Here is a 12,377-nt window from a genome sequence, read left to right as displayed (position 1 = left end):
CCCCCCCCCCCCCGGCCCCCCCCCCCCCCCCCCCCCCCGCCACTCGGGCGGCGGTCCTCAGAGGATGCGGAAGGGATTGACGCCGAGGAGTGCCGTGGTGGGAACGGCGGCGGCGAAGGGCACGATGCCCGGCGCGTAGGGGCCCGGGTACGGGTACACCAGGTACGTGGCCTTCTGGGGCTGCGGGTCGAGGGTGTCGGCCGTCGCGATCGCGGAGGTCGAGACGAGTGCCGCCCCGGCGAGCGCGATGACAGCAATTGTCCGTTTCATTACGTTCATGGCCTGGTGAACGATCAGCGACTCGCCCTGTTACGCAGGTTAGACCCAGGTATCCAGCCACATCCGCGACCGCCAGTCGTCCACCGGGATCGCCGTCCCCGTGTAGATCGGCCAGAAGTAGATGAAGTTCCAGACGATCAGCAGGACCAGGACGCCCGCGCCCGTCGCGCCCGCCACGCGGCGGGTGTCCCCCGAGTTCGGGGGGCCGATGATCGCGCCGAGGAGCATGGCCACGGCCAGGCAGAGGAAGGGGAGGAAGACGATGGCGTAGAAGAAGAAGATCGTGCGTTCCTGGTAGAGGAACCACGGGAGGTAGCCGGCCGCGACGGCGCAGGCGATGGCGCCGGCGCGCCAGTCACGGCGGAAGAGCCAGCGCCACAGGATGTACAGGACGGCGAAGGCGGCCACCCACCACAGGAGCGGGGTGCCGATCGCCAGAACCTCACGGGCGCACTTCTCGCCCGCGTCCACCGGGCAGCCGTCCCTGCCGGGCAGCGGGGACTCGTAGAAGTAGGAGACGGGGCGGCCGTCGACGATCCAGCTCCACGGGTTGGACTGGTAGGTGTGCGGGGACGACAGGCCGACGTGGAACTCGTACACCTGGTGCTCGTAGTGCCACAGGCTGAGCCACCAGTCGGGGAACAGCCACGACCAGCTGCTGGTGCGGCCGTTCGCGCTCGCCCAGTCGCGGTAGTAGCCGCCGGTGCCGTCCGTGGGGGAGAGGATCCAGCCGGTCCAGGACACGATGTACGTGAGGATCGCCACCGGGACCGTCGCCAGGAAGGCCAGGCCCAGGTCGCGCTTGAGCACCGTGGTGTACGGGTAGCGGGCGCCCGCCACCCGGCGTGCGCCGACGTCCCAGAGGACCGTCATCAGGCCGAACGCGACCAGGAAATACAGGCCGTTCCACTTGGTGCCGATGGCCAGGCCCAGCATCAGACCGGCCAGCCAGCGGTACGGCCGCCAGCCCAGGCCCAGGGTCTCCGCGATGTGCGCGTCGGGGCGGACCCGGCCGTCGGCGTCGGCCGGCAGCGCGGCGGCGAGTTTCGCTCGTGCCCGGTCCCGGTCGAGGACCAGGCAGCCGAACGCCGCCAGCACGAAGAACATCAGCACCCCGTCGAGCAGCGCGGTGCGCGCCATCACGAAGGCCAGCCCGTCCACCGCCATCAGCGTGCCCGCGAGACAGCCGAGGAAGGTCGAGCGGAAGATACGGCGCCCGATGCGGCACAGCATCAGCACGGCCAGCGTGCCCAGCAGCGCCGTCATGAACCGCCAGCCGAACGGGTTGAACCCGAACATCAGCTCGCCGAGCCCGATGACGTACTTGCCGACCGGCGGATGCACGACGTACGCCGCGTCCGCCGGAAGGGGCACCTGGTCGCCCAGCTTCAGGACCAGGTCGTTGGCGTTCTTGTCCCAGCCGAGCTCGAAGCCGCGGTGGACGATCGCCCACGCGTCCTTCGCGTAGTACGTCTCGTCGAATATCACCTTCCGCGGGCTGCCGAGGTGCCAGAACCGCAGCACCCCGGCCAGCAGCGTCACCAGCAGCGGACCGCCCCAGGCCGACCAGCGCGCGATCCGCTCGGCGAGCGGGCGCGAGACGCCCAGGAACTGCCACATCCGCGGGCTGGGCTGGACGTACGGCGGCACGAGCCGGTCGCGTACATCGCTTCTGGGCGCCGCCGAGTAGCCGAAGCGGCGCAGCCGCTGCTGCCACGACGGCCGCTGCTCGTGCGGTGCCTCGCCCTGCCGGGTGTCCGTGGAGTCCATCGACGACGCTGTACTGGTCACCGCGCCATCGTAGGGAACACGTCTGTGGGAGTCCCGTGGATGCGCCCTGCGAGGATGGAAACGTGACAGGAACCCTTGTTTTGGCAGGCACCCCCATCGGCGACGTCAAGGACGCCCCGCCCCGGCTCGTCGAGGAACTCGCCGGTGCGGACGTGATCGCCGCCGAGGACACCCGGCGGCTCAAGCGCCTCACCCAGGCGCTGGGCGTGCAGCCCGCCGGCCGGGTCGTGTCGTACTTCGAGGGCAACGAGTCGGCCCGTACGCCCGAGCTGGTCGAGGCGCTCCTGGAGGGCTCGCGGGTGCTGCTGGTGACCGACGCGGGGATGCCGTCGGTGTCCGACCCCGGGTACCGGCTGGTCGCGGCGGCCGTGGAGAAGGACATCCGGGTCACCGCCGTACCCGGGCCGTCCGCCGTGCTCACCGCGCTGGCGCTGTCCGGGCTGCCCGTCGACCGGTTCTGCTTCGAGGGGTTCCTGCCGCGCAAGGCGGGCGAGCGGCTGTCGCGGCTCAAGGAGGTCGCCGAGGAGCGGCGCACGCTCGTCTACTTCGAGGCACCGCACCGGCTCGACGACACGCTCGCCGCGATGGCCGAGGTGTTCGGCGCCGAGCGGCGGGCCGCCGTGTGCCGGGAGCTGACCAAGACGTACGAGGAGGTCAGGCGGGGCGGCCTCGGGGAGCTCGCGGACTGGGCGGCCCAGGGCGTGCGCGGGGAGATCACCGTCGTCGTCGAGGGGGCGCCCGAGAAGGGGGCCGAGGAGGTCGGCGCCGAGGAGCTCGTGCGGCGGGTTCGCGTGCGGGAAGAGGCGGGTGAGCGGCGCAAGGAGGCCATCGCGGCCGTTGCGGTGGAGGCCGGAGTGCCCAAGCGGGAGGTCTTCGACGCGGTCGTGGCGGCGAAGAACGCCGGGGCGTGACACGCCGTGTGAGCAGGGCGTATCTCGGCTGAGCGTGCGCCCCATGCGGGGGTAAAGGGACCCGGGCCTTTCGGCAAGGAACGTCCAAGTCGGCGCCAATACTGGACAGATGGCGTGCGTTCGCTCCCGCAGAGGAGTCCACTGGACCAAGGGACGCAACCCGTTCCACCAGCGGACCACAGGAGCTGGCATGAGCGAGATCGCACAGCAGACCACGGGCCTTCGCAGCGCCGCGACCGCCGTCGTCCACGAGTCCTATTCCTTCGCCTGCATGCGATGCGGGCACGGCTGGGAGCAGTCGTACGAGATAGAGCACCACATTGACGGGGACGGCCACGAGTTCGTGATGTACGTCGCGGACGGCCAGGTCGTGCCGTCGCCGCTGAGCCGGCCCACGTGCGAGAACTGCGACAACCACGTCGTGCGCATCATGCGGGCCGGGCAGGTGTCCTCCGTGCAGAACTCCCTGCACCCCCACCGGCCGGTCCCGCGGCAGGCGGAGTCGGCAGCGGAGCCGATGGACGAGTCGCACCACCACTGGCATCTGTCCGATCTCCTGCACGTCTTCCACCGCAAGGCGAGCTGAGCCGAGCGCGGGCCGGGAGGCCCGGGGCCCGGAACCCGGGGCCCGACCGGGAAGGCATGCCTCTTTCGTAGGATCGGGGCATGCCTTCGAACGCCGCCGACAAGCACGCCGCCCCGCCCCTCCCGGAACCGCTCCGGGTGCCGGTCGCCGACTCCCACACCCACCTGGACATGCAGTCCGGCACGGTCGAGGAGGGCCTGGCGAAGGCGGCGTCGGTGGGTGTGACGACGGTCGTGCAGGTGGGCTGCGACGTACGCGGCTCGCAGTGGGCGGCCGAGACGGCTGCGGCGTACGACGCCGTGCACGCGACCGTCGCGCTGCACCCCAACGAGGCTCCGCGCATCGTGCACGGGGACCCCGACGGCTGGTCGCGGCAGGGGGCGCGTGAGCCGGGTGGTGCGCCCGCGCTCGACGAGGCGCTCGCGGAGATCGACCGCCTTGCCGCGTTGCCGCAGGTGAAGGGCGTCGGCGAGACCGGCCTCGACTACTTCCGCACCGGCCCCGAGGGCAAGGAGGCGCAGGAGGCGTCCTTCCGCGCCCACATCGAGATCGCCAAGCGGCACGGCAAGGCCCTGGTCATCCATGACCGCGAGGCCCACGCGGACGTGCTGCGGGTGCTGAAGGAGGAGGGCGCTCCCGAGCGCACCGTCTTCCACTGCTACTCCGGCGACGCCGAGATGGCCGAGGTGTGCGCCCGCGCCGGCTACTACATGTCCTTCGCCGGCAACGTCACCTTCAAGAACGCCCAGAATCTGCGGGACGCCGTGGCGGTGGCCCCGCTGGAGCTGCTCCTGGTGGAGACCGACGCGCCCTTCCTCACGCCGGCCCCGTACCGCGGACGGCCCAACGCCCCGTATCTCATTCCGATCACGGTGCGCGCGATGGCCGCCGTACGGGGGATCGAAGAGGACGTGCTGGCGGCGGCCCTCGGCTCGAACACGGCACATGCCTTCGGCTACTGACAGATAACGCCGGGTAACGCTCGCACGGGTTTGCGCCGGACCCGATGACAACTGTGCGTAGTCGAGTCGCTTTGGAGAGTAACCACCCCTCCGCTAGGTTCTGGGGGCCCCATTCGGACTCCTCCGCTGGAGCGTGTCGTCGTGAGCAACGCACAGTTCGAGACGTATGGCCCCGCCCCGGCCCACGAGCCCCCGGGGTACGGCGGCTTCGACCCGTACGGCGCTCAGACGCTGGCGTACGGGGTGCAGGGGGCGTACGGGACGCGTACGGGTACGGACACGTACACACCCGGCTACCAGATGCACGGGACCCATGGCGCCCATGGGGCGAACGGTACTTACGAGGCGCGTGAGGTGTACGGGGCGTACGAGGACCCGTACCGGCCCGCGTACGAGGACTCCGAGGAGACGCACCCGACCGTCCCGAGTCCCAGGCGTGGCCGGGCCGCGCACCGGCGCAGGGCGCGTGCCGCCGAGCGTGCCGACGGGTCCATGCGCCGGCTCGTCCCGCAGGCGCTGGTCGTGGCGTTCCTCGCGGGCGGGACCAGCGCCTTCGTCGCCAAGGACAAGGCGGTCGAGCTGAACGTCGACGGCAAGTCGCGCAGCCTGCACACCTTCGCGGACGACGTCAGCGAACTGCTCGACGACGAGGGCGTCGACATGGGCGCGCACGACATGGTGGCGCCCGCACGCGACACCGGGATCACCAACGGTGACGAGGTCGCCGTGCGCTACGGACGCCCCGTGCGGCTCACCATCGACGGCCAGCGGCGCGAGGTGTGGACCACGGCGGACACCGTGGAGGAGGCGCTCACCCAGCTCGGGGTGCGGGCGCAGGGCGCGTATCTGTCGGTGGCACGCTCCCGGCGCATCGGGCGTGAGGGGCTCGCGCTGGTCGTGCGCACCGAGCGGGCGGTGACCGTGATGGCGGACGGCCGGGCCCGCACGATCCGCACCAACGCGGCGACCGTGCGAGACGTCGTGGAGCAGGCGGGCATCACCCTGCGCGGGCAGGACACCACCTCCGTCGCGCTGGACAGCTTCCCGCGCGACGGGCAGACGGTCACCGTCCTGCGGATCACCGGCCGCAAGGAGATCCGCGACGAGGCGATCCCGTTCGCCGTGGAGCGCGTCGAGGATCCCTCCGTCTTCAAGGGCACGGAGGTCGTCGAACGGGCCGGACAGGCCGGGCTGCGGCGGGTCACCTACTCCCTGCGCATGGTCAACGGCGTCAAGCAGAAGCCGCGGCGCATGAAGTCCGAGGTGGTGCGGGAGCCGCAGACCCAGGTGGTGAAGGTCGGGACGAAACCCCTGCCGACCTCCGTCAGCGGCGCGAGCCAGCTGAACTGGGACGGGCTGGCCGCGTGCGAGTCCGGGGGACAGCCGGACGCGGTGGACTCGTCGGGGACGTACGGCGGCCTGTACCAGTTCGACACCCAGACCTGGCACAGCCTCGGCGGCCAGGGGCAACCGCAGGACGCCCCGGCGGCCGAGCAGACGATGCGGGCGAAGAAGCTCTACGTACGCCAGGGGGCCAGTCCCTGGCCGCACTGCGGGGGGCGGCTGCACAGGTGAGTCCCTCTCCGCAGGCCACGGCGGCGGCGCCCCGTACCCTTGTCGGGTGAGCAGCCCCACCCCCGACGCCCTTCTGAGTCCCGCCGACGTCCGAGAGCTGGCGACCGCCCTCGGTGTGCGTCCCACCAAGCAGCGCGGCCAGAACTTCGTGATCGACGCGAACACCGTCCGCCGTATCGTCCGCACCGCGGAGGTCCGCCCCGACGACGTGGTGGTCGAGGTCGGCCCGGGGCTCGGCTCCCTCACGCTGGCCCTGCTGGAGGTCGCCGACCGCGTCACCGCCGTCGAGATCGACGACGTACTGGCCGCCGCGCTCCCCGCCACCATCGCGGCCCGCATGCCGGAGCGCGCCGACCGTTTCGCCTTGGTGCACTCCGACGCGATGCAGGTCGCCGAGCTCCCCGGCCCGCCGCCCACGGCGCTGGTCGCCAACCTCCCCTACAACGTGGCCGTCCCGGTTCTGCTGCACATGCTCGCCACCTTCCCGAGCATCGAACGCACCCTCGTCATGGTGCAGTCCGAGGTCGCCGACCGCCTGGCCGCCGCACCGGGCTCGAAGGTGTACGGCGTGCCGTCCGTGAAGGCCAACTGGTACGCCGAGGTCAAGCGGGCCGGTGCCATCGGCCGCAACGTCTTCTGGCCCGCGCCGAACGTCGACAGCGGGCTGGTGGCGCTGACCCGGCGCACCGAGCCGATCAAGACCACCGCCGCCAGACGCGAGGTCTTCGCCGTCGTCGACGCCGCCTTCGCCCAGCGCCGCAAGACGCTGCGCGCCGCCCTCGCCGGCTGGGCGGGTTCGGCGGCGGCCGCCGAGGCGGCACTCGTCGCGGCCGGCGTCTCACCACAGGCCCGCGGAGAGGCCCTGACGGTCGAGGAGTTCGCCGCCATCGCCGAGAACAAGCAGGCCGCCGCTCAGCCGACGCAGTCCGCCGCTCAGCCGACGCAGCCCGCCGCCCAGCCCGAGGAGTCCGAGTAAGTGAGCGCGAGCGTCGTCGTCCGCGTCCCCGCCAAGGTCAACGTCCAGCTCGCGGTGGGCGCCGCCCGGCCCGACGGGTTCCATGACCTGGCCAACGTCTTCCTCGCCGTCGGCCTGTACGACGAGGTCACCGTGACCCCGGCCGACGAACTCCGGGTCACCTGCGAGGGGCCGGACGCGGGCCAGGTCCCCCTCGACCGTACGAACCTGGCCGCGCGGGCGGCGATCGTCCTCGCCGAGCGCCGTGGACTCGATCCCGCCGTCCACATCCACATCGCCAAGGACATCCCGGTCGCGGGCGGCATGGCGGGCGGCAGCGCGGACGGTGCGGGCGCGCTGCTCGCGTGCGACGCGCTGTGGGGCACGGGCGCCTCCCGCGAGGAACTGCTCGACATCTGCGCCGAGTTGGGCAGCGACGTGCCGTTCAGCCTGGTCGGCGGCGCGGCCCTCGGCACCGGACGGGGCGAGAAGCTGCGCACGCTCGACGTGGGCGGCACCTTCCACTGGGTCTTCGCGATGGCCGACCGTGGGCTGTCCACCCCGGCCGTCTTCCGGGAGTTCGACCGGCTCGGCGAGGGCACCGACATCCCCCAGCCCGTCGCGTCACAGCCGTTGCTCGACGCCCTCGCCAAGGGCGACCTCGACGCGCTCGCCGCCGCCGTCTCCAACGACCTCCAGCCCGCCGCCCTCTCCCTCTTCCCGGAACTCGCCGACACCCTCGCCGCGGGCCTCGCGGCAGGCGCCCTCACGGCACTGGTCTCCGGCTCGGGTCCGACCACGGCGTTCCTCGCCCGGGACCCGGAGGCGGCGGAGAAGGTGGCTGAATCTCTGCGGTCGTCGGGCACCTGCCGAGTGGTTCGTACGGCTTCCGGGCCCGCGCTCGGCGCCACCGTACTGTCTGCGCCGTCTGCATAAAGGCGCCACAAGATCTCCACGAAGTTGAGTGCAACCTCTTGACCTGCATGAATGATGAAGGGCAAGTGTTAGCTACTTCACGGTAGTTGATTGTTCGACAATCATCCTCGCGGTCCCTTTCGCGCCACTTGATCCCATGGAAACGGCTGGCATGATCGGCCATCCCCGGTCCTCTGTTACCGGCGGTACCTCCGAGGAGTTCCCATGGGGCACATGGACCACTTCAGCGCCGGATGGGTCACCCCCGTCCTGTCCTACGCGATGGCCTGCGTCGGGTCGGCCCTCGGGCTGCGCTGCACCGTCCGGGCACTCGAAGCGGACGGCTCCTCCAAGCGGAACTGGCTGCTGCTCGCCTCGCTCGCCATCGGTTCCGGCATCTGGACCATGCACTTCATCGCGATGATGGGCTTCAGCGTCGACGGCACCCCGATCCGCTTCGACGTACCGATCACCGTCCTGAGCCTGCTGATGGCCGTCGCCGTGGTCGCGGCGGGCGTCTTCACCGCCGGATACGGCCGCTCACGTGTCACCTCCGTCATCCTCGGCGGCCTCGGCACCGGCCTCGGCGTCGCCGCCATGCACTACACCGGCATGGCCGCGCTCAACCTGCACGGCAAGGTGGACTACGACCCGATGCTCGTCATCGCCTCGGTCGCGATCGCCGTCGTCGCCGCGACCGCCGCGCTGACGCTCACGCTCATCGTGCGGGGGCCCGTGCTGGCCGCCGTGGCCGCGCTCGTCATGGGACTCGCCGTCAGCAGCATGCACTACACCGCGATGTACGCCGTGAACATCTCGCTCGCGCCCAGCAGTGCGGCCCTGCCCGGCGCCACCGCCACGGAGTTCATCTTCCCGCTGGCCGTGCTGCTCGGTTCGTTCCTCTTCCTCGCCGCCGCGTACGTCGCCCTGTCCCCCACCGGCAAGCGCCACGAGTCGGCCGCCGCGGCGCAACTGCTGCGCGAAGTCGAACTCACCACGGCCTGACGGCCGCGCCTCCGGCTCCCCGGCCAACCCTTCTGGCAGTCCCCCTGGCTTTCCCTGTCCCTGGCCTTCCCCCGCCCCAGGTCGAACGAGGTCCCCTCATGCGCGTCCCCCGCCGTACCTCCGCCCGGCTGCGTCCCAGATCGGTCCGGGCGAAGATCGTCGCCCTGCTGATGCTGCCCATCGTGTCCCTGATGGCCCTGTGGGGCTTCGCCGCGGTGACGACCGCCTCCAGCATCGGCGACACCGAGCGCGCCAAGGACGTCAACGCCGAACTCCTCACCCCCGTGGGCGACTTCGTCACCGCGCTCCAGGCCGAGCGCACCGCCGCGATGCGCCATGCGGCCGACCCGGGCGCCTTCGCCAAGGCCCGCAAGGCCACGGACGAGGCCGCCACCGCCCTGCGGAACGGCATCAACTCCTCCAGCTCCGACGCCGCCCTCCTCGACGCCGGACTGCCCGCGCGCATCGAACGGCTGGAGGCCGACACCGGACGCCTGGCGCGGCTGCGCACCGACGCCATCGCCAAGAAGGCGGGGGCCGCGCCGGCCGCGTACACCGCCTACTCGGCGATCGTGGAGCACGCCTTCGCCGTCACCGGTGCGCTGACCGGAGAGCGTGGCACCGACGCCGCCTCGGAGGCGCGCGTGGTGCTCGAACTCGCCCGCGCGCGGGAGGCACTGGCCCGCGAGCAGGCGCTGCTGGGCGCCGCCGAGGCGCGCGGGACGCTGGGCAAGGGGGAGTACGCCCTGTTCGTGGGCGCCGTGGCCACCCAACGCGAGCTGCTGGCACCGGCGGTCGCCGATCTGAGGGCCGCGCACCGGGCGGCGTACCGGGAAGTCCTGGACGGCGAGCAGTACGCGCGCGTGCGGGCCGTCGAGAACAAGGTGCGCGGTGGCGGGGCGGGGGCCGTGACGGCCGGTTCGCCCGCGGGCTGGGACGCCGCGGTGACCGACGTACTGAAGGAACTCACCGAGGCCGAGACGGCGGCCGGTACCGGGGCCACCGCACAGGCCGACCCGTTCGGCCTGGGCACCCTGGGCGCCTCGGGCGTGGCCGTGGTGCTCGGTCTGGTGGGCGTACTGCTGTCGCTGCTGGTGTCCGTGCTGGTCGGGCGCGGTCTCATCGTCGAACTGCTCGATCTGCGCAACAGCGCCCTGGAGGTGGCCGGCCGGCGTCTCCCGCAGGCCATGCGCAGGCTTCATGCCGGACACGGCTTGGACATCGACGCCGAGGCGCCGATGCGGCGACTGGCCGGCGACGAACTGGCCCAGGTCGGCACGGCGCTCACGGCGGTGCAGCGGGCGGCGCTGAAGGCCGCCAGCGAGCGGGCCGAGCTGCTGAGCGGGATCTCCGGGGTGTACGTCAGCCTGGCGCGCCGCAGCCAGGTGCTGCTGCACCGTCAGCTGGACCTGCTGGAGGGCATGCAGCGGCGCCGGCAGGACCAGTCCGAGCTGCAGGATCTGTACCGCGTCGACTACCTGGCGACGCGGATGCGCAGGCACTCCGAGAGCCTGCTGATCCTGTCCGGTATCGCGCCGGGGCGTGGCTGGCGGGACCCGGTCGCGCTGGCGGACGTGCTGCGTGCGGCCGTCGCCGAGATCGAGAGCGCGCAGCGGGTGCAGATCTGGGCGGTGCCCAGGGTGTCGCTGGTGGGCGGTTCGGTCGCCGACGTCATCCATCTCCTCGCCGAACTGGTCGAGAACGCCACGGCGTTCTCCCCGCCCAGCACCAAGGTGCAGCTGCGTGCCGCCCGGATGCGCGAAGGGCTGCTCATCGAGGTCGAGGACAGCGGCTTCGGCATGAACGAGGCGGCCCTCGCCGAGGCCAACAGCAAGATCCAGTCCGAGAAGGTCGACCTCCTCGACGCCAAGCAGATCGGGCTGTTCGTGGTGAACCGGCTGCGTGAACGGCAGGGGCTGCGCGTCGAGTTGCGCCCCTCGCCGAACGGCGGTGTCACGGCCGCCGTCGTCGTCCCCGAGGCCCTGTTGCGCGACGACATGCCGGCCGGCGAACAGACGGTGCGGGGGCGCGGACTCGCACCGGCGGCGGCGCTGATCGCGCATCGCCGGGTGGACGGAGGCGAAGCGTTTACGCCGTACTGACAAGTAGGGCTTCTTCGCCCGATCTTCACACGAATGTACTGCGATCGGAGTACGTGCGGGGTCGGCGGGGCGATTAGGGTCGCTTGACGTTTCAAGTGCGGGCGCAGTCGTGCCCGGCGCCTCCCGTCAAGCAAGTGCACTTCTGGAAGGGGACACTCCCGTGTCCGAATCCCCCACCCCCGCCCAGCCGTCCCACCGCAGAAAGCGCTCCCTGTCCCGTCGCGGCATGATCGCCGCGGGCGGTGCGGTGGCCGCCGGAGCCGCGCTGACGCCGGTGGTGTTCGCGTCGACCGACTCCGACGGGACGGACGACTCCGCCGCCGGCTCGGGCTCCGGTACGACACCGGAGAAGTTCCCCGCCACCCGCACCGAGGCCGCCACCGGCACGGGCGCCGCCACCACCGCCTTCGCCGCCTCCTACGTCGGGGTGCGCTGGTCCGGCGCGCAGGAGGGCGCCGCGATCCGGCTCGCGGACGGCAACTGGCAGAACCTCGCGAGCGGCTGCGCGACCGTCGACGACGGCGGCACCGCCCTGGTCGCCGCCGGCAACGCCACCGCCTACGAGGTGAAGGCCCCGGCCGGCATCGACGGCGTCCACTCGCTGGCGATCGACACCACCGACGGCCCCGACCGCACCTTCAGGGTGCCCAGCGAGCCCACACGCGTGCGTGGCGTGCGCTACCTCTCGCGGCCGGCCTGGGGCGCCGACGAGTCCAAGCGCTTCAAGCCGGACGGCTCGGTCAACTCGCCCGAGACGTACTACCCGCTGCAGATCATCACGGTCCACCACACGGCGACGCCGAACAACGATCCCGACCCGGCCGCGACGGTACGCGCGATCTACGAGTACCACGCGATCACCAACGACTGGGGTGACATCGGCTACCACTTCCTCATCGACGAGGCGGGCAACGTCTACGAGGGCCGCCACTCCGGCGACGACGGCATCCCGGCCTTCAACGCCGACGGCGACCTCGTCACCGGCTTCCACTCCGTGGGCTACAACTCCGGCGCCCTCGGCATCGCCCTGATCGGCAACCTCGACCAGCAGGCACCCACGGAGGCGGCCAAGGCCTCCCTGGTCCGGCTGATCGAGGTGATCACCCGGTTCAAGGGCCTGGACCCGCAGGCCCGGGTGACCTACACCAACCCGGTCAACGGCACGAAGAAGGACACGAACACGGTCGGCGGCCACCGCGACTACTTCGCCACCGAGTGCCCCGGCCAGGTCATGTACGACCTCCTCGCCGAGGTCCGCGAGGCGGCGGCCACCCGCCGCTGACGCCGGGTACGACC

The 12,377-nt window shown here is 71.8% G+C and carries 11 protein-coding genes; 9 read left to right on the top strand and 2 right to left on the bottom strand.

All coding sequences use genetic code 11. The annotated features are described in order from the left end of the window. Positions 1–57: 57 nt before the first annotated feature. Together POF73_RS45125 and POF73_RS45120 are read right to left on the bottom strand one after the other, a co-directional pair. Complete coding sequence (locus POF73_RS45125; protein ID WP_272125348.1) at positions 58–279, bottom strand: hypothetical protein; 222 nt, start codon at positions 277–279, stop codon at positions 58–60. 39 nt (positions 280–318) lie between these two features. Further along, complete coding sequence (locus POF73_RS45120) at positions 319–2,070, bottom strand: dolichyl-phosphate-mannose--protein mannosyltransferase (protein ID WP_272125346.1); 1,752 nt, start codon at positions 2,068–2,070, stop codon at positions 319–321. 62 nt (positions 2,071–2,132) lie between these two features. Between POF73_RS45120 and rsmI the strand changes: the two genes are divergently transcribed. The 9 genes from rsmI to POF73_RS45075 all read left to right on the top strand — a co-directional run bounded on the left by rsmI (position 2,133) and on the right by POF73_RS45075 (position 12,363). After that, positions 2,133–2,981, top strand: coding sequence for a 16S rRNA (cytidine(1402)-2'-O)-methyltransferase (gene rsmI / locus POF73_RS45115; RefSeq protein WP_272125344.1), 849 nt, complete (start codon positions 2,133–2,135; stop codon positions 2,979–2,981). Between the two features lie 190 nt (positions 2,982–3,171). Next, positions 3,172–3,567 (top strand): hypothetical protein, encoded by a 396-nt coding sequence (locus POF73_RS45110; RefSeq protein WP_272125343.1) that lies wholly within the window; start codon positions 3,172–3,174, stop codon positions 3,565–3,567. Positions 3,568–3,647: 80 nt separating this feature from the next. Then, the gene (locus POF73_RS45105) at positions 3,648–4,529 is read left to right on the top strand and encodes a TatD family hydrolase (RefSeq protein WP_272125342.1); all 882 of its coding nucleotides are present in this window, start codon (positions 3,648–3,650) and stop codon (positions 4,527–4,529) included. Between the two features lie 141 nt (positions 4,530–4,670). After that, positions 4,671–6,104 carry a resuscitation-promoting factor gene (locus tag POF73_RS45100; protein WP_272125341.1) on the top strand — a complete coding sequence of 478 codons (1,434 nt, stop codon included), beginning with the start codon at positions 4,671–4,673 and terminating at the stop codon, positions 6,102–6,104. Between the two features lie 46 nt (positions 6,105–6,150). After that, positions 6,151–7,080 (top strand): 16S rRNA (adenine(1518)-N(6)/adenine(1519)-N(6))-dimethyltransferase RsmA, encoded by a 930-nt coding sequence (rsmA, locus tag POF73_RS45095; protein ID WP_272125340.1) that lies wholly within the window; start codon positions 6,151–6,153, stop codon positions 7,078–7,080. Further along, positions 7,081–7,995, top strand: a complete 915-nt coding sequence (locus tag POF73_RS45090) for a 4-(cytidine 5'-diphospho)-2-C-methyl-D-erythritol kinase (RefSeq protein WP_272125339.1) — start codon at positions 7,081–7,083, stop codon at positions 7,993–7,995. Between the two features lie 204 nt (positions 7,996–8,199). After that, positions 8,200–8,979 carry an MHYT domain-containing protein gene (locus tag POF73_RS45085; protein WP_272125338.1) on the top strand — a complete coding sequence of 260 codons (780 nt, stop codon included), beginning with the start codon at positions 8,200–8,202 and terminating at the stop codon, positions 8,977–8,979. 98 nt (positions 8,980–9,077) lie between these two features. Beyond that, complete coding sequence (locus tag POF73_RS45080; RefSeq protein WP_272125337.1) at positions 9,078–11,081, top strand: sensor histidine kinase; 2,004 nt, start codon at positions 9,078–9,080, stop codon at positions 11,079–11,081. Between the two features lie 160 nt (positions 11,082–11,241). After that, complete coding sequence (locus tag POF73_RS45075) at positions 11,242–12,363, top strand: peptidoglycan recognition protein family protein (protein WP_334313678.1); 1,122 nt, start codon at positions 11,242–11,244, stop codon at positions 12,361–12,363. The last annotated feature ends 14 nt before the right edge of the window (positions 12,364–12,377 follow it).

The organism is Streptomyces sp. HD (genome assembly GCF_028369295.1).
Taxonomy (GTDB): Bacteria; Actinomycetota; Actinomycetes; order Streptomycetales; family Streptomycetaceae; genus Streptomyces.
Note: the sequence above shows the minus strand (reverse complement) of the source record. Positions and strands in the feature narration are given on the sequence as shown.